Genomic DNA, 20,248 nt, shown 5'->3' with positions numbered 1-20,248 from the left:
ATAAAAAATACTACTTCTCCAGATAATCAACCAATTGTCTCATTAATAAGCTACGCACATTTGAATCCCATATTGATTCAAATGGAATGCTCATTATCACTCCTCTACTTTTACCTTTTTTCGTAAACACTCCAGCGGCATTCCCTGTATCACTAAAAGTAAGGAATATTTCAGATTCAATTTCTCCTGACGGAGCAATTATATCCGGAGATTCGACTATATATTGTTTTTCGTTTAGAGTCGAACTATAGTTTAAAGAAGATTTTTTTATGTTAGAATCCATTGCACCGGCATTAATTGAAAGTGATCCGGAATAAGAGACACTTCCTTCCCCTTTTGAGATACCCAGTACTTTTTGGGCGAAATCAATACTACCTTCCGAAGATCTGGAATCATAAAGATCGCTAACAATATACTGACCTGATATAAATATATCCCCACCCTGATTTACAAAATTTGTAATCTCTTGTTGAAGTTTCTTTGAAAACGCGAAATAACGCAGTCCAGTATTGCCATTACCGGTAATAGTAAGCTTCTGTTTTCCCAAAATTAGATCAATAAGTTTATAATTTTGCAACTTAACCAACCCTGATTCCACTGCCCCAACACTTGTTGAAACAAAACCCTTATTAGCATCAGCAAGTGCCAATCCGTGAATATATGGAAAATCAAAAGTATTACCTGCAATCACAACATCAGCATAACTATCCCCAGAGCGGCCAAAAGACTCACCTGCGGCACGATTAAATTCTGTCTGATAGCCCATAAATGATATGTCTCGTAAATACGGCACTCCAAAATCAGAAGATGCATCAAATCCAGCCATACCATCTTTTGAGAAATGAGCAGGACCACTTATCCTTGTAAAACCATTTATTATCAACACCGGAGATTCATTATGTCCAGACTCTCTCATTGCTAATATTTCAGAAGGGAAGGACATTCCTCCGGAATTTGCAGCGACAATCTTGAAGGAATGAATATCTGAATCATCAACAATAACTTCAAAATGATCATCCTTAGTTTCTCCTAATTTATGAAATCCTAATTCATCAGCAGTCCTCTCAAAAATTATATATTTTTCCGGGACAGCAGTTGGCTCCAATGGATCATGAGTTTTCTCCCAACTTAACTTATAATGATTCTTTTTAACTTTAACAATTGAAAAATTCTTGATCGGAAGCGGTTGTACCACAAATTTTCTATCCTTACGTTCAGCAATAAAACGACCTATGGCCTTATAAATCGAACGACTGACAGAAAAACGGAATCCTGGATCAAGAGCATACCACATATCTGCAAAATTCTGATGACTCATGAATTCAATAAGAGACGTCGGCACTTCTGGAACTCGAGCCTCAACATAAGACTTATCCCACATAGAACGTCGTTTCCAATTAGGTTCCCACGTCTGACGAATATCAGATACAATCTGGCGCATAAGCATATCTGTCAATGTCCTGGAATTTGACCTGGGTGTCCCGTCAATGTAACTGTCGCCTCCATTAGTATAAAATATTCCCAAAGTTCCGACAAAAGAATCATCCGCTCGTTTACCTGCATCTGAATGAAGAGCCATTGCCACATCAACAGGTATATTTAATCCGGGTTCTTGAGGTAATACACGTGAGCCACCTGCAAGATAATTCACCCAATTGCCTCGTGATGTATAGTCATCTTTATAGTCATCTTCACCATGATATGGAGAATATATATACTCAGGCATTCCAGCCCACTGCAGCCAATAACGAGCACCTTCAAGATAACGTGGTAATCCTGACACTTTAAATTTAGATTCAAAAGCCAAGTTCTGTTCCAAATTTAAAGATACTGAATCACCTGTCTCATAAATGTTCTGGATCTCACTATCTTCATTCGGGAAATCTGACGTATCCTTGGTGATGCTATTATCAGGAGTTGATGGATTATTATATATATCGGATCTTTTGTCGCTACGTGCAATATTACCCATACCCCCACCAATTTTGACAGCATCAGCAGTAATAACACACCCTTCAGATTTATCAGAAATATTAGAAAGTGTCACAATAGGCTCAGTATCGCTATATCCAGACTCAAGTGGGAATGTTCCGAGATATATCCAAGTTCCACCACCCATTTTCTGATTTACTCTAAACTCTCTAATTCCACCTGAATAATTAACCGTATAATGAGCATCCGTCGTTGAATTTGGTAAAGTTTTATAACTTATATATATGGCATACTCGCCATCTTCAGGTATATCCGCATACCATGCAGCTACAGAAGGCGAACCTGACGTTATAGTAGTGGTTTGTCTATAAGTGCCATTTTCAAAAGGATTTTCAGTATCTCGGAAATCCGGAAGATCATAGATGAATCCCTCTCCATAACCTGTTGACCATTCTGTACTTCCAGTCATTTCTTTATAATATGGCTGAGAAAATATATAGCCATCATCATTCGTATCATTATCAACGATAACCTCATTACGATTTATGTCCCTCTCTCTTGGCAACATTACGTAAGCTCCAGCATTTTCCAACATAGGAACGACATACGGAAGTATGTAACTCATAGTATGTGTATCTTCAGTTATTTGGAATAATTTAGGGCGTTGCCAAAGCCATGCTCCACTTCCAGGCTTATAGTAACGTCCATGACTTGCCCATAATGCGACAATATCGTTTTTCATCCCCTTTGAAGCATTGACGTATGGTTCAGCAGCAATTACAAATGGGATATTCTTCCGATATTCCTCCGGAAGTTTATCAATTGTAGTTATATAATATGAATAATTCTTATCTCCGACATTAAGAGACACATAATAATCCGAAATTGAATCCGGAAGAATCTCAGATATTTTATTTCTCATAGCCGAGATCAGATCGCTTGACACAGGTAAATAGGTGAAATTTTCGTTTAACTTCACTTTTGCTGTTCGTGTGCGATTATCAGGAATGACGCTATTTACCCTGAGTCCTCCAGGATTTAGATTTTCAGGAATCCACGATATGACTTCTGAATTTACTAAGAGAGTCAATGAGTCATTAAGCGGTAGGTCTACAGGAGGAGTGTACTGCTTATGGCTGATTCCATTCCGTTTGACACGTTTTTTTGAAACCGATTTTTTTCTTTTAGCACTAACTTTCTTTGATTTTTTTTTATTACCAATGTTTTTTTTCTTATTTGATGTGGATTTTTTCTTGGCAGCAACTGATGTCTTTGCCTTAGATTTCTTTGCAGCTTGCACATCAGTTGCTGCGAATCCTGCCAACGTAATAATAAACGCTGATAAGATATATAAGATGCTTCTGAATTTCATACAATATAATTTAGCCATCGTAGGTCTACATTTTACAATTGGTTATTGAAGAATGTAAAAAATTGAACTCCTTCAATGTGTTCCACAAGTCATACATTGCAGTCTTAGGAAACAGTCGCATAATAATTTCAAATAATACGACTTAATATTCAATGATGTTAACTTGGGAAATCGCAACTTACAAAATTATGAAAAAAACTTTATAATTAAAAATAAAAATTTGTTAATCACACTCACTTAATTGATGAATAAAATAAAAATCCACCTTATAAAAAATTCTTTCTAATTTAGTTTTCAGTTGTCGAATAAATTACGTATTTTTGCAAAAATAAGCCGACAGACTGTTTATGCAGTCAAATGCAAGTTATATCTAAATAAAAATACAATGGCAACAAAACCCTTTCATTATCAGGATCCATTTCCATTAGGACCTGACACGACAGAATATCGTCTCATCACGAAAGATTATGTCAAAGTTGAGAATTGGAACGGACATGAAATGCTCGTAGTTGATCCGGAAGCATTAACAATAATTGCTAATGAAGCGAGCCACAATTGTTCATTTATGCTTCGTCGTGAACACAACGAGATGGTTGCAAAAATACTTAAAGATCCGGAAGCTTCTGAAAACGACAAGTTTGTAGCACTTACGATGCTACGTAATGCAGAAGTAGCATCCAAAGGAGTTCTTCCTTTCTGCCAGGATACCGGCACATCAATCTGTGCAGCATATAAGGGGCAACATGTTTGGACCGGTTGCAACGATGAAGAGCGTATTGCTTTGGGCGTATACAAGACTTATACGGAGAATAACCTGCGATATTCTCAGAATGCGCCATTGACAATGTATGACGAAGTCAATACGGGATGCAATCTTCCGGCTCAGATCGAGATCCATGCAACTGAAGATGATGAATATAAATTCCTCTTCATTGCAAAAGGTGGTGGTTCAGCAAATAAAACTTATTTATATCAGGAGACAAAAGCCATATTAAATAAGAAAACGCTTGTCCCATTCCTTATAGAAAAGATGAAGACTCTCGGCACAGCGGCTTGTCCTCCGTATCATATCGCATTCGTTATTGGAGGAACTTCTGCTGAAGTAAACCTTGCCACTGTAAAGAAAGCATCAGCTAAGTATTACGACAATCTTCCTACAGAAGGGAATGAATATGGCCAAGCTTTCCGCGACATTGAACTTGAGAAAGAACTTCTTGACGCTGCACATAATCTTGGTCTTGGGGCACAATTCGGAGGTAAATACTATGCTCATGACATCAGAGTGGTACGTTTACCTCGTCATGGAGCCTCATGTCCAGTGGGAATGGGAGTTAGCTGCTCAGCCGACCGCAATGTAAAAGCTAAAATAAACAAAGATGGACTTTGGATTGAAAAGCTTGATGAATTCCCCGGCGAGCTGATTCCTGAGGAACTCCGTAATGAAGGTGAGGGTGAAGTGGTAAAAATCAATCTGAATCGTCCTATTAAGGAAGTGCTTGCAGATCTTGATAAATATCCAGTTTCAACTCGCTTATCTCTCAATGGCACTATCATTGTTGGCAGAGACATAGCTCACGCAAAAATCAAGGAACGTCTCGATGCCGGAGAACCAATGCCACAGTATCTAAAAGACCATCCAATTTATTATGCAGGTCCCGCAAAAAAACCGGAAGGTCTTCCTTCAGGATCTTTTGGACCTACAACAGCAGGTCGAATGGATTCCTATGTTGACCAATTCCAAGAGGCGGGTGGCTCCATGATTATGATTGCAAAAGGCAACAGAAGCCAGCAAGTCACTGATGCTTGCAAAAAACATGGAGGCTTCTATCTCGGATCAATTGGTGGTCCTGCTGCTATCTTGGCAAAGAATTCAATTAAGAATGTCGAGCTTCTTGAATACCCGGAACTTGGTATGGAGGCAATATGGAAGATTGAAGTGGAAGATTTCCCCGCATTCATTCTTGTCGACAATAAGGGCAATGACTTCTTCAAGCAGATTAAACCTCGTTGTCCACTTGACACATGCAAATGATACTTCATGTCAAGCAAATAATAATCTTCAAAATAATTATATTTTGAAGCACAAATACAATCTCCGGTCAAATTAACCGGAGATTGCTATTTTTTGTACCTAAAATCGTCTATAAAGACTGATTTATATTCAAATTTGACTGATTTGTTTAGACACTTCCTAATAATTATATCTAAATTCGCATAATAAATCAAACCATAATAAACTCGAATAATTTCGATATGAAACACAAACCTATCATCCAGATAATTGCTGTGGCTTCATTATTCTCCACGGCATTATCAGCATCTGCAATTTCCATGCCTCTACCACAACAGGCATCGGAACAAACTATATCAAATGGAAAATTTGAAGCCGGAAACGGTACATTCTTGCTCAATGGCGAACCATTTGTCGTCAAAGCGGCTGAGTTGCATTATCCCAGAATTCCAAAGCCATATTGGGATCAAAGAATAAAACTATGCAAGGCTCTTGGCATGAATACGATTTGTCTTTACACATTCTGGAATTCCCATGAACCAAAAGAAGGAGAATTTGATTTTTCCGGACAAAATGATCTTGCAGAATTTATAAGATTATGTGCGGAAAATGATATGAAAGTAATTCTTCGTCCCGGACCATACGTTTGTGCAGAATGGGAAATGGGAGGATTACCATGGTGGCTCTTGAAGAAGAAAGATATCAAGCTACGAGAAAATGATCCATATTTTCTTGAGAGGGTAGACAAATTCCAAAAGGCTGTTGCTGATCAAGTCGCAGACATGACCATATCAAACGGTGGACCAATCATAATGGTTCAAGTAGAAAATGAATATGGCTCATACGGTGAAGATAAAGAATACGTTGCAAATATCAGAGATATGTTACGTAAAAATTTCGGTGACGACGTTACTCTTTTCCAATGTGATTGGTCATCTAATTTCACACTTAATGGGCTTGATGATTTGATCTGGACCATGAATTTTGGTACTGGTGCAAATATTGATCAGCAATTTGCAAAATTAAAGGAGCTGCGTCCCGAAAGTCCCCTTATGTGTTCCGAATTCTGGAGTGGATGGTTTGACAAATGGGGGGCTAATCATGAAACCAGACCATCTGCCGACATGATTGAGGGTATTGATGAGATGCTTTCAAAAGGAATATCTTTTTCTTTATATATGACTCACGGAGGGACAAACTGGGGACATTGGGCAGGCGCAAACTCACCTGGATATGCACCTGATGTAACATCGTATGACTATGATGCGCCAATAAGCGAAAGTGGACAGACAACTCCTAAATATTGGGATTTACGTAAAACTCTTTCAAAATATAACAATGGCAAGAAACTTCCTCCTGTGCCCAAAACGATAAAGCCGATTTCAATAAAAAAGTTCAATTTCACTGAAGTCGCACCATTATTCCCAAATCTACCCGAGCCTAAACAAGACGAGGAAATACGGACAATGGAAGAATATGACCAAGGGTTCGGAAGTATATTATACCGTACTACTCTCCCGGAACTTACTAATGGAGGAGTATTGACAGTAAATGACCCACATGACTATGCCCAAATATTTATTGACGGTAAATATATAGGTAAACTTGACCGAAGGAACGGGGAAAAGGATTTAACAATTCCTTCATGTAAAAGAGGTGCGCAGCTTGATATTCTGGTTGAAGCTATGGGAAGAATCAATTTCGGGCGTGCAATTAAAGATTTTAAGGGTATCACAAATAACGTCACTGTCAAAGAAGATAGAGATGGTTATCCTTTTATTTGCGACCTCAAAAATTGGGAAATATTTAACCTCAACGATAATCCGGAATTTTATGATTCCATGGAATATTTTCCAATAGAAACATTTTCTATTGGTGAAAATGGTAGATTACCAATCGGAGTCTATCGAGGGACATTTAACGTAAACAAGCCATCTGATACATTCCTCAATTTTGAGACATGGGGGAAAGGTCTGGTATATGTCAACGGACATGGTATCGGTAGAATATGGGAAATCGGTCCTCAACAAACCCTTTATATGCCTGGATGTTGGTTGAAAGAGGGGGAGAACGATATAATGGTCTTTGATATTGTAGGTCCCCATCAGGCAATATCCGAGGGCCTTACGTCTCCATTACTTAACAATCTACAGGTGCGTAAACCTCTCACTCATCGTTTGGAAGGCGAAAATCTTGATCTCTCCGAAATATCCCCGCTGCTGGTAGGAGAATTCTCTGCGGGGAATGGATGGCAAGAGAAGAAACTTGACAAGCCAACAGAAGGACGCTACTTATGCCTTGAAGCTATTGATGCAATTGATGGAAAAGATATTGCGGCTATAGCTGAATTATACGTTCTTGACGATAAAGGCGAACGAATATCAAGAGAGCCATGGATTGTGGATTATGCCGATAGTGAAGATGTCAAAACCGGCAATAGATCTGCCGATAAGTCATTTGACCTTCAAGAATCAACTTATTGGAGTACAGAGGCAGGTAAACCATTCCCTCATGCTATCGTAATTGACCTTGGTAGCTCTAAGAAAGTATCCGGAATCCAATACCTTCCAAGAATGGAAAGCGAAGTGCCTGGTGCAATAAAGAACTTTAAGGTCTATATCAGTAAGGAGCCATTTAAGAAATAATGTCGACAAAGAAAAGAGGGTATGCCAAAATAGGTATACCCTCTTTTCTTTGTCAACATTATTATAATTATAATAATGAAATTGAACGTTTTATAAATTCATTCAAGCTCTCACCTTTCAGGAGATTACTTTGGAGAAGAGCCAAGTCAATAATTTGCTTAACCTTAGGTTGTGTCTTAGCATAAGAACTAATTACCTCGGATTCCGTGTTACGCAATTCAGTCACCTTACTCTCTTTATCAGATATGTCGGGCATTGACTCTTTCTTCTCTGAAGCTTCCTTTCGAAGAGACTCAATATGATTGTTTAGAATCTCAATATCTGCTCTGATTGGAGCCACCTCTTTTTCAAGAGAAGTTGTGGCATCTTCAACAACTTGCTTAACAACAGGCTGATTTGTATTGATGATAATTTCATAACTATCTGGCATCTCTCCATAGAATCCTGCACCCGGCTGCATTGCCGCCATTTCCTTCATACGTCGCATAAATTCATTACGCGTTACTGTAGCAGGTGCATCACTCTCTTTAAGAGCTGCAAAACTTACTATGAAATTTGTTTTTTCAATTTCAGGTATCTGCGAACGGATCAGCGTGCTCATGATATCCGTCTGCAAAGGAGTCAAACCGGCATCATCTTGATTATCTTTTACAATCAGTCGTTCCGGAATATCTGAATCGACTCGGACGAAACGGGTCTTTTCAATTTTTTGCTCAATAAGACCAATTATATGGCTATCAAGCTGACCGTCCATTACCAATACATTATAACCTTTATCTTCACAAGCCTTGATATACGTATATTGAGATACCGTATCCGTAGAATAAAGATAGACAACAGTTTCATCCTTATCCGTTTGTTCAGGTTCAATAAGAATCCGGTACTCATCCAGAGTGTAATATTTAGAGTTTACATCTTTAATGAGAAAGAATTTTTTTGCTGACTCATAAAATTTCTCATCAGTCAACATGCCATATTCAATGAATATTTTTATATCATCCCATTTTTCTTCGAAAGATTTACGATCATCTCTAAACATCTTATCAAGTTTCTCCGCAACTTTCTTAGATATATAAGATGAAATCTTCTTCACCTGCTGATCCGCCTGAAGATAGCTTCGACTCACATTGAGAGGGATATCCGGTGAATCTATGACACCCTGCATCAGAGTCATAAATTCCGGCACAACTCCTTCCACTTGATCAGTGACATAGACTTGATTACAATATAATTGAATCCGGTTTTTCTGTACATCGAAATTACTACGAATTTTAGGGAAATACAATATTCCTGTTAGAGTAAAAGGATAATCTACATTTAGATGAATCCAGAACATTGGGTCTTCATTTCCCGGCATCAATTCATGGTAGAACTTCAAATAATCTTCATCTGTCAAATCAACCGGTTTCTTTGTCCAGAGAGGTTCTGAAGCATTGACAACATTATCCTTATCTGTATCTACATATTTGCCATCTTTCCATTCCTTCTCCTTACCGGAAACGACAGGTACAGGCAAAAATCTACAATACTTCTTTAATAAAGTATCGATACGATCTTGCTCAAGAAAATCCTTATTATCATCGTCTATATAAAGCACTATATCTGTACCTCTCCCTGCCTTTTCAATTTCCGTCATTTCAAATTCAGGACTGCCATCACAACTCCATTCAACAGCCTTGGCTCCATCTTTGTATGAAAGCGATCTAATAACGACTTTTTTAGAAACCATAAAAGCCGAGTAGAAACCAAGACCAAAATGCCCTATAATGGAATTAGCTGTATCTTTGTATTTTGCAAGAAATTCCTCTGCTCCGGAGAATGCTATTTGGTTAATGTATTTATTAATATCATCAGCATCCATACCAATACCATGATCAGATACAGTAAGAGTCCCTGCATTTTTATCGACTGATACAACCACTTTCAAATCACCAAGTTCTCCTTTATAATCGCCGAACGATGACAGAGTCTTGATTTTTTGTGTAGCATCAATAGCATTTGAAACAAGTTCTCTGAGAAAAATCTCATGATCACTATATAGAAATTTCTTTATTATGGGGAATATATTTTCAGTTGTGACCCCAATTTTGCCTGTAGCCATAATTTATGTTTTATTTATGTATACTCTTTTAGTATTAAACTACAACAAATACCATGCCAAAATATATCATTACATTAACTATTTTTATATTATTCAGAAAGCATTGTTTGCGCAGGTGAGACAGATGCGACAAATCTTGACGGCAGAATAAGTACACAATACACAACAAACAATACACCAATATTTAGAAGCACTATTGACTCCCATGACATAACCACAGGAACAAAATCAATGTAATAGGAATCAGGATCAAGTGGGATAAAATGAGTTTTTCTTTGCATATATATAAATGTCACAGCAATGATATTACCTATTGACATTCCCCAAAGTGCTATTCTTAGAGCAAGCCAAATAAAAATTTCACGAATCTTCGATGTCGAAGCACCTAAGGCTTTCATAATTCCTATAAATGATTTTTTTTCCAATATAATAATGAGCATTCCTGACACCAACGTGACACAACCCACAATCATCATCAATATTAACACAACAACAACATTTGTATCCAGAAGATTCAACCAACTGAAATAGACCACTCCTTGATTATATGCATTCTCTACATGAAACACATAAGATAATTCGCCTTCAGCAACCGCCTTGTTTAGAGTATTCTGTAAAATGACGGAATATTCTTGCACGTTGCTGAAATCATCTGTATTAATCTGCAATGATGTACCTTGGTTATCTTCAATATTACCTAACTGCTGAATAAGTGAAAGCGAGCCGAAAATCATGAGATCATCATATTGGTCAAAATGAGAGTCATATACACCAACCACAGATAACCGTCTAACCCGTATTTCATCGCTAATAAAATAAGTGTCAATCTTATCTCCAACGCTCAATCCTAACTGTGATGCCACCTTATTAGAAATAATAATTTTAGCTTTATTCTCGGGATTAGAGAAATCTACAACTTCACCAGACAAAAGATTCTTCCTTAGGAATTCAACAGATCTTTCACTGGCTATACCTTTTAAATAAGTACCCTTAAAATCCGAATTAGTTTTCAATATTGCTGGTATTGCAGCTTGCAAAGAATAATCCGTCACAAACGACATTTTATTTAATTCTTTCTGTAGTACTGGAGTAAGAGTAATTATATTATCCTCATTATTTGAAATCGGTGATGAAAACAACGTTATATGACTATTAAATCCAATCACCTTATCTCTTATCTCTTTCTTAAATCCAAGTACAATTGAAATTGAAATAATCATGACTGCCACAGAAAGAGCAACAGCGACAACAGCGACAATAATCGCCGGAGCTTTTTTATTGCCGCCATAAGATAACGACAAATGACGGGATACGAAAAATGCGTAATTCATAAAAACAAGTGAATTTATAAAATATAGCGAGGAATTCATGTATATGTTACCTCATTATCTTGCAAATTTAGGAATTATTTACGACATATACTATGTAAGGATGCCATCATTAGAGAATATAGGGATACAATTATTATTTAATCCAACATTAGTCTGTTTCTTTTATTAAAGACAATCAAAAAACTTTCTAATTCTTTTTCTTAAAAAAATTTGGTGAATTAAATCTGTTTAATTAACTTTGAAAATGAAAACCGACAACATGTCGGATCCTTATTTCTAAATGCCAGCAAAGCAATAGTTTTTGCCTTGCAAAAAGAAACAACATCATAATTTAAACCATAAAAATGGAAGAAAATCTAACTAAAACATGTCTCCATGATCGTCATGTTGCATTAGGAGCCTTGATGTCACCATTTGGAGGCTTTGATATGCCCATACAATATAAGGGTATAACAGAAGAACACAACGCAGTAAGGCACGAAGTCGGAGTTTTTGATGTAAGCCACATGGGTGAAGTCCGGGTCAAAGGTGCTGATGCCTGTAAATTCGTAAACCATATTTTCGTCAATGATGTCACCGGCGCGCCTGATGGTCAGATATTTTATGGTATGATGTGCAATGAAAAAGGTGGCACAGTCGATGATCTTTTAGTATATAAAGTGTCTGATGATGAATATTTCCTTGTAATCAACGCATCAAACATTGCAAAAGATGTTGACTGGATATTAAAGAATTCAGAAGGGTTTGATGTCGAGATAATTGATCAAAGCCCATATTACGGAGAAGTTGCTATTCAAGGACCTAAAGCGGAAGAAACCGTTGAGCAAGTATTGAATATTCCAGTTAAAGACATTCCTTTCTATAACTTCAAGACAATACACATTGACGGAGAAGATATAATTGTGAGTCGTACCGGTTATACCGGAGAAGATGGCTTTGAAGTATACGGAAGTCATGATTTCACACGTAAGACATGGGACAAATTAATGGATGCAAGTGTTCAGCCTTGCGGCTTAGGTTGTCGAGATACATTGCGGTTTGAAGTAGGACTACCTCTTTATGGTGATGAACTCTCTGAAGATATCACGCCTATTGAAGCAAGTCTAAGTATGTTCGTAAAACTTGATAAGCCTGAATTTATCGGTAAGGAAGCACTTGCAACACAAAAGGCTGATGGAGTAAAACGCCGTATTGTGGGGATTGAACTTGAAGGTAATGCCATACCTCGCCATGGATATCCCGTAGAAATTGACGGTAAGCAAATAGGGGAGATCACTACTGGCTATCGCAGCATATCTACAGGCAAAAGTGTCGCTATGGCCATGATTGAAAAACCATACGATAAACTTGGGACAAACGTGGAAGTTCGAATCAGAAAGAAAACATTCCCTGCCAAGGTTATAAAAAAACGGTTCTACGATAAAAACTATAAAAAATAATATTTTTCAACGAAATAAATTTATATAAGATATGAGTAAGATTTTAGAAGATTTGCGCTATGCAGATTCTCATGAATGGGTTAAACTTGAAGGCGATATCGCCACTATCGGCATTTCAGACTATGCACAACATGCTTTAGGCAACATCGTGTATGTTGATATGCCGGAAGTTGGGGACGAAGTATCACAAGGTGAAGATTTTGGAGCAGTTGAGAGTGTCAAGGCTGCCAGTGATCTTATCTCTCCTGTATCAGGAGAAGTCATTGAGATCAATGAAGCTCTTGAGGATGAACCCGAACTTGTAAATCAAGATCCATACTCCAATTGGATTATGAAAGTGAAGGTATCGGATGCCTCTGAAATTGATTCTCTCCTTGATGCAGCTGCATACGCAAAAATATGCGAAGAATAATTTGAGCATATAGAATTTTCAAGGGTTAAGAGTTGGGTGTTTAGGTAGTTTAGCCCCACCTTACTCTTAACTCTTGACATATATGGATATGTCGACGGATGTCGAACTCTATCAGTTGAATAATTTAATGAAGTCTAAGCTTCATTTAGTCAAATTAAATCTAATCATGTCAGATAAATTTATGCCGCACACCGAGAGCGAAATTCGTGAAATGCTCAATAAAATTGGTGTTGCATCAATCGACGAACTCTATGGAGACGTTCCGGAAGAAGTAATATATCGGGAAGAATATGATATACCTTCTGCAATGTCTGAGATAGAATTACGTCGCCATATCAACGATTTGGGTTCAAAAAATAAAACTCTTACTATTTTTGCAGGAGGAGGAGCGTATGATCACTATGCACCATCCACCGTAGCCCATCTTCTTTCTCGCAGTGAATTTTACACAGCATATACCCCTTATCAACCTGAGATTTCACAAGGTACTCTTCAATATATATTTGAATATCAGAGTATGATAAGCGAATTAACCGGCATGGAAGCTACAAATGCATCTATGTATGACGGAGCTACTGCTGCAGCAGAGGCAATGTTTATGATGGTAGCGTCTGCCAAGAAGAAAAATAGGATCCTAATATCTTCAACAGTATCAGATAGAGTTATTCGCGTTGTAGAAACTTATGCAAAGTTTCATGGCGTAAATTTAACTCTTATTCCAGAAAAAGAAGGCATCACAGATCTTGAAGAGATTTCAACAGAACTTTCCAAGGGTGATGTCGCTGGAGTGATCGTCCCGACACCTAATAAATACGGTATAATAGAAGATTTTACAGGCTTGGCTGATACCATTCATTCCTCAAAGGGAGCCCTTGCTATATTCGCAGATCCATCCACATTAGCAGTGCTTCGCACTCCTTCTGAATGGGGAGCTGATATCGCATGTGGCGATGGGCAATCGCTTGGAATGCCATTGGCTTTTGGCGGGCCATATCTTGGTTATATATCATGTAGCAAATCTATGCTTCGTAAAATGCCCGGACGTGTGGTAGGGGCAACAACTGATGCCGATGGAAAACGTGCATACGTACTCACCTTACAGGCCCGTGAACAACATATACGTAGAGAAAAAGCTACAAGCAACATTTGTTCAAATCAAAGTCTTATGGCTTTGTATGCTACCATTTACATGTCTCTTCTTGGAAAAGAAGGATTGAAGGAAGTTAACGTCCTTTCTTGTGATGGGGCACATTATCTTTACCACAGATTAATTGAATCCGGTAAATTCTCACCAGCATTTGATAAGCCGTTCTTAAAGGAATTTGTGGTTAAAACCGAACTTGACATGGAAAAGATAAATTCCAAATTACTTGAAAATGGTATCATGGGAGGCATCCTTCTTGGGAATGGCATGGTTGAGTTCGCAGTGACAGAGAAAAGGACTAAAGAAGAAATAGACAGACTCGTAAACTTAATTGTTGAAGGATAACGGAAAATGAAAACATACGATAAACTTATATTTGAACTCTCAAAACCCGGACGAAAGGGTTATTCTCTTCCTAAGAATGGATATGGAACGAATGGTTTGTCGGCAATACCCGATACACTATTGAGAGAAACTCCGGCAGATCTTCCAGAAGTAAGCGAGCTTGAAGTGGTTCGCCATTTCACAAATCTATCATCTAAAAATTTTGGAGTCGATACTGGATTTTATCCTCTTGGTAGTTGTACCATGAAATATAATCCAAAAATCAATGAAGAAATAGCAGCCTTACCGGCATTCAATAATATTCATCCTCTTCAAGATGCAGAGACTGCACAAGGATCCCTTGAATTATATTGGAATCTACAAAAAATGCTATCCAACATAGCAGGTCTTGCAGAATTCACCCTCAATCCTTATGCTGGAGCCCATGGAGAACTTACAGGATTGATGGTAATGAGGCAATACCATATTTCAAGAGGAGATCATAAGCGAACAAAAGTAATTGTTCCGAACTCTGCACATGGTACAAATCCGGCATCTGCAATGGTTGCTGGGTTGGAAGTGATTGAAGTAAAATCAAAGCCTAATGGGTCAATTGATGTAGAAGATCTTAAACCCTTGCTTGATGATACAATTGCCGGCATTATGATGACAAACCCCAATACCCTTGGAATGTTTGAAACTGAAATCCTTGATATTGCGAAACTTGTTCATGAAGCTGGAGGTCTGCTGTATTACGATGGAGCAAATCTTAATCCGTTATTGGGAAAAGTTCGTCCAGGAGATATGGGATTTGATATTATGCATATTAATCTCCATAAAACTTTCTCTACTCCTCATGGGGGCGGTGGTCCAGGATCTGGTCCTGTCGGAGTTGCATCTCATCTTGTCAAATACCTTCCAAATCCGAGAGTAAAGAAAAATGTTGATGGAAAATTTTATGTTGATTTTGGAGAAGATAGCCTTGGCAATATATCAACATTTCTTGGGAATTTCGGAGTAATGATGAAGGCGTATGCTTATATTCTCACTCTTGGCAAAGAAAATATAAAAAATGTAGGACCACTTGCGACACTAAATGCAAATTATATCAAGGAAAGTCTTAAAGACGACTATTTGCTTCCAATTGAAGGAGTATGCAAACATGAATTTGTATTTGATGGACTCAAGGATAAATCAACAGGAGTGACAACATTAAATGTTGCTAAAAGGTTGCTTGATTACGGATTCCATGCACCCACAATTTATTTCCCTCTGTTATTTCATGAATCAATGATGATTGAACCTACAGAGACAGAAAGTAAAGATACTCTTGATGAATTTATTGATGTGATGCACAAAGTTGCCAAAGAAGCACGTGAGACTCCCGATGAAGTGATTAATGCACCATTGACAACAATCGTACGCAAGTTAGATGAGACAACCGCAGCAAAAAATCCGATCCTAAATTATAAAGCTTTAAAAGCCAACAAGAAATGAAAAGTGATATTATAATTATAGGAGCAGGACCCGGTGGATATGAGACAGCTCTTGCCGCAGCAAAACGCGATAAGAATGTAACCCTATTCAATGGAACCTTACTTGGCGGTACATGTCTAAACGAGGGATGTATCCCAACCAAATGTCTATGCCGAAATGCTGAAATGATCTCGAATTTTAAAAAAGGAGAAGATTTCGGAATTGAGGACTTCACTTTCACTGTAGACTATAATAAAGTTTTGTCACGAAAAAATAATATTATCGAGACATTACGTAGTGGAATTGACAGCATGTTGAAGCAAGCAAAAGTGAATGTGATAAATTCAATGGCTTCATTCAAAAATGCTGCGACTATAGTGGCCGATGGTGAAGAATATACAGCAGATAATATCATAATCGCCACAGGCAGCACATCCAAATCACTTCCAATACCAGGTCATGATCTTGATTGTGTAATGGATTCTTCCAAGATACTGAATATAAATTATATTCCGGAATCACTAACTGTGATTGGGGGTGGTGTAATTGGAATGGAATTTGCATCAATCTTTAGCCAACTCGGTTCAAAAGTAACGGTAATAGAATTTTTGAAACAAATTCTTCCGCCTTTTGACTCAGATATCGCTAAACGATTAAAGCAAACACTCAGCAAGAAAGGTATTAAAATCATCACGGGTGCAGCAGCAAAAGAAATTAAACAGAATGAGTTTAATGAAATTGAGGTAACTTATGAAGTTAAAGGAAAAATTGAAAAAGTTATCTCTTCAGATTTGCTGATGGCTGTTGGTAGGGCTCCGCGTATAAATACTCTTAATCTTGAATCCACTGGTATAGAATATTCATCAAAAGGAATTTCCGTAGATGATAATATGGAAACCAACATAAAGGGTATATATGCTATCGGCGATGTGAACGCAAGAATGATGTTGGCACATGCTGCATCATTCCAGGGGTTAAGAGCATTGAATGCAATAGATCACAAAACCGATAATATTCTATTTGACTTAGTACCATCGGCAGTATTCACAGTTCCGGAATGCGGTATGGTAGGAATGACTGAAGATAAATGTAAAGCTGACGGAATAGACATTATGATTGGTCAAAGTTTTTTTAGAGCAAATGGAAAATCTCTTGCTCTTGGTGAAACTGATGGTCTATGTAAACTGATATTCCGTAAAGAGGATGGTCTACTTATCGGTGCCCATATCATGGGTGTGGAAGCTGCAGACTTAACCCAACAATGTGCTGATATGATGAATCAAGAAATTCATCTTTCAGAATTAACTGATATTATTTTCGGACATCCAACTGTCAGCGAAGTAATTTTATCAGCGGCTCATTCAGTAAAATAAAACAAATACTTTTAAATATAAGGGCATTTTTAATGCCCTTATATTTTTAATAACTTTAATTGACAAAAAATAGGATTCAATATACAAAAAATGCCTATTAGAATCTGTAAATACAATCAATCATACAGTCAAAGTCCAAAAAGTCCAAGGAATTGCCGCTTAATCTAACGAAGATAAAGCCTAAAACACTACTAATGTGATACTTATGCCATATTAGAAATATCTTTTTACATAAGTTTATAGAAGTTTTAAGATAAAATATACACTACACCTTAAGATTATCTAAGTAGATTTTACATCTCTGATATCTCTTAGAATCCAAAATACTAATACAATGGATCAACATTATATAAATATGCCAAGGAAATCATACTTAATTTAATAAATTTTACCAGTAATATACTGATTATATGTAATTTACACAACAATTACAATGCCATCTTTATGATTAGGAATAGAATAATTAAGTAGTATAAATTACAAATAATAATATTTATTAATGAATAATAATATTATTAAGATATACAATAAAGAAATTATTAGCTACATAAACTATTTATAATCAAATATAAACAATACAAATCCTTTTCTATAGATACAAAATAAGCTCCATTATGGAAACGTATTATTTTTATATAATACGTTTCCACAATAACACCCAAATATCTATTTGCCGCCTATCATTTCAAGAAATTCCTCTTCTGAAATCAACGGAATACCTAATTTCTCACATTTCTCTTTTTTTGAAGGACCCATATTATCCCCTGCAAGAACAAACGAGGTCTTTTTAGATATACTACTTGAATTTTTTGCGCCTTCACGTTCAATAATTTCCTTATATTCATCACGGGAATGATGCAAAAACGTACCAGAAATAACTATAATTTTTCCAACAAGAGCATCTCCTAATGATGAAAGTTTTTCCTGAGAAAGTTCCATTTGTATTCCGGCTTGCTTCAGACGTGCTATTATATCTATATTGATTGGATCTCTTAAAAAATCATATATACTCTTTGCAATTATCTGACCTACATCTGGAATTGCAGTAAGCTCTTCTTCCGACATCATCTGCATATTATCTATAGATTTAACGGCTTTCGCAATCCGCTTAGCAGTAGTTTCTCCAACATTTGGAATCGATAGAGCATAAATGACTCTTTCAAATGGAACTGATTTTGATGCTTCTATACCATCAATTATTCTATTCGCAGTTTTTTCTCCAATTTTATCAAGACCCAAAAGATTGTCATATTTGAGATCATATAAATCTGCTATATTCTTTACAAGTCCACAATCAAACAATAATTCAGTTGTTTCTTCACCAATTCCATCGATATTCATCATTCTGCGAGCACAGAAATGTTCAATTTTACCAGTCAATTGAGGTCTACATCCATAATGATTAGGACAACACCAAGCAGCTTCTCCGTATATCTTTATGAGTGGGGTGCCACATACTGGACACTTATCAACAAACTGAATTTTTTTTGCATTAGGCAAACGTCTTTCTTTATCCACTCCAGTAATCTTAGGAATAATTTCACCCCCTTTTTCTACATATAACCAGTCTCCCTCATAAATATCAAGCTCTTGAATAATATCATCATTATGTAGAGAAGCACGCTTAACTATCGTACCAGAAAGTAAAACTGGTTCAAGATTTGCCACCGGAGTTACGATACCCATTCTACCCGTTTCAAAAGATACATATTTTAACGGAGTGCATGCATTCTCCGGATTAAATTTATATGCAATTGCCCAACGAGGTGATTTTGCTGTAAATCCTAAATTGAGTTGCTGATTTATTGAATCTATTTTAAATACCAGTCCGTCCGTTGCAACCGGTAATTCCTTTCGATGTATATCCCAATATTTAATATATTCGTTTACACCATCAAGAGAATTAAGCTTCTTCATACAAGATGAAACTTTAAACCCCCATGATCTCGCAGCTTCCATATTCTTATAATGGGAGTCATACGGAAGATTATCACTTAAAAGATAATAGAACCGAGCATCAAGATGACGTTTTGCAACTTCTTTTGGATCTTGCATCTTAAGAGTTCCAGAAGCTGCATTACGAGGATTTGCAAAAAGAGGCTCTTCATTGTATTCTCTTTCTGCATTTAATTTTTCAAAAATATCCCATGGCATAAGGATTTCACCTCTTATCTCAAATTCCTCAGGCCAGTCGCCAGGTTGCAATTCCAATGGAATACTTTTAATTGTCTTAACATTTGCTGTGACATCATCACCTTGCGTTCCATCTCCACGAGTGACAGCTCTAATCATTCGTCCAGATTTGTACGTAATAGAAATTGATGTCCCATCAAATTTTAATTCGCCAACTATATTGAATTGTTCCTTCGCCAATGATTTTTTTACACGATTAAACCAATCATCTACCTCTTCAATAGAATAAGAGTTTGAAAGAGACATCATAGGCCGTACATGCACAACATGTTCAAAGCCCTTTGTCAAATCGGATCCAACTCGTTGCGTTGGAGATAATGGATCTACAAATTCAGGAAACTCCTGTTCCAAAGATTCCAGCTCCTTCATCAACTTATCAAATTCAATATCCGATATTTGTGGTGAATTAAGAACATAATAATTATAATTATGTCGATTAAGATCTTTTCTTAGATTCTCAATATATAACTTGACGGAAGATAAGTCCATATATAA

General features: G+C 37.0%; 11 protein-coding genes. 7 read left to right on the top strand and 4 right to left on the bottom strand.

What is annotated here, in order from left to right; translation table 11 throughout:
- Positions 1 to 10 precede the first annotated feature (10 nt).
- Positions 11 to 3,304: a golvesin C-terminal-like domain-containing protein gene (locus E5331_RS16035; protein ID WP_135985715.1), complete on the bottom strand. Its 3,294-nt coding sequence runs from the start codon at positions 3,302 to 3,304 to the stop codon at positions 11 to 13.
- Positions 3,305 to 3,689: 385 nt separating this feature from the next.
- Between E5331_RS16035 and E5331_RS16030 the strand changes: the two genes are divergently transcribed.
- Positions 3,690 to 5,336, top strand: a complete 1,647-nt coding sequence (locus E5331_RS16030) for a fumarate hydratase (RefSeq protein ID WP_123484066.1) — start codon at positions 3,690 to 3,692, stop codon at positions 5,334 to 5,336.
- 221 nt (positions 5,337 to 5,557) lie between these two features.
- Positions 5,558 to 7,960 (top strand): beta-galactosidase, encoded by a 2,403-nt coding sequence (locus tag E5331_RS16025; RefSeq protein ID WP_123484067.1) that lies wholly within the window; start codon positions 5,558 to 5,560, stop codon positions 7,958 to 7,960.
- A 67-nt stretch (positions 7,961 to 8,027) separates the two neighbouring features.
- Here E5331_RS16025 and htpG read toward each other — a convergent pair whose 3' ends face one another.
- Positions 8,028 to 10,061, bottom strand: a complete 2,034-nt coding sequence (gene htpG, locus E5331_RS16020; RefSeq protein WP_123484068.1) for a molecular chaperone HtpG — start codon at positions 10,059 to 10,061, stop codon at positions 8,028 to 8,030.
- 89 nt (positions 10,062 to 10,150) lie between these two features.
- Positions 10,151 to 11,392 carry an ABC transporter permease gene (locus tag E5331_RS16015; RefSeq protein WP_123484069.1) on the bottom strand — a complete coding sequence of 414 codons (1,242 nt, stop codon included), beginning with the start codon at positions 11,390 to 11,392 and terminating at the stop codon, positions 10,151 to 10,153.
- A gap of 344 nt (positions 11,393 to 11,736) precedes the next feature.
- On the opposite strand from E5331_RS16015, the gene gcvT reads away from it, so the two are divergent.
- From gcvT to lpdA, 5 genes are all read left to right on the top strand, one after another.
- A complete protein-coding gene (gene gcvT, locus E5331_RS16010; protein WP_123484070.1) occupies positions 11,737 to 12,831 on the top strand; it encodes a glycine cleavage system aminomethyltransferase GcvT in 1,095 nt (364 codons plus the stop codon).
- A 31-nt stretch (positions 12,832 to 12,862) separates the two neighbouring features.
- On the top strand, positions 12,863 to 13,243 hold the full coding sequence (gene gcvH / locus E5331_RS16005) for a glycine cleavage system protein GcvH (protein ID WP_123484071.1): 381 nt from the start codon (positions 12,863 to 12,865) through the stop codon (positions 13,241 to 13,243).
- Between the two features lie 166 nt (positions 13,244 to 13,409).
- Positions 13,410 to 14,732 carry an aminomethyl-transferring glycine dehydrogenase subunit GcvPA gene (gene gcvPA / locus E5331_RS16000; protein WP_123484112.1) on the top strand — a complete coding sequence of 441 codons (1,323 nt, stop codon included), beginning with the start codon at positions 13,410 to 13,412 and terminating at the stop codon, positions 14,730 to 14,732.
- A 6-nt stretch (positions 14,733 to 14,738) separates the two neighbouring features.
- Positions 14,739 to 16,208, top strand: coding sequence for an aminomethyl-transferring glycine dehydrogenase subunit GcvPB (gcvPB, locus tag E5331_RS15995; protein WP_123484072.1), 1,470 nt, complete (start codon positions 14,739 to 14,741; stop codon positions 16,206 to 16,208).
- Positions 16,205 to 17,560 (top strand): dihydrolipoyl dehydrogenase, encoded by a 1,356-nt coding sequence (gene lpdA / locus E5331_RS15990; RefSeq protein WP_123484073.1) that lies wholly within the window; start codon positions 16,205 to 16,207, stop codon positions 17,558 to 17,560. Before gcvPB ends, lpdA begins: the two co-directional genes overlap by 4 nt.
- 666 nt (positions 17,561 to 18,226) lie before the next feature.
- On the opposite strand, the gene ligA is transcribed toward lpdA, so the two are convergent.
- Entirely contained in the window at positions 18,227 to 20,242 is a 2,016-nt protein-coding gene (gene ligA / locus E5331_RS15985; RefSeq protein WP_123484074.1) for an NAD-dependent DNA ligase LigA, read from the bottom strand.
- Between the last annotated feature and the right edge of the window lie 6 nt (positions 20,243 to 20,248).

This window comes from Lepagella muris (assembly GCF_004793975.1).
Classification (GTDB): domain Bacteria; phylum Bacteroidota; class Bacteroidia; order Bacteroidales; family Muribaculaceae; genus Lepagella; species Lepagella muris.
This window is presented reverse-complemented; position numbering and strand designations above follow the sequence as displayed.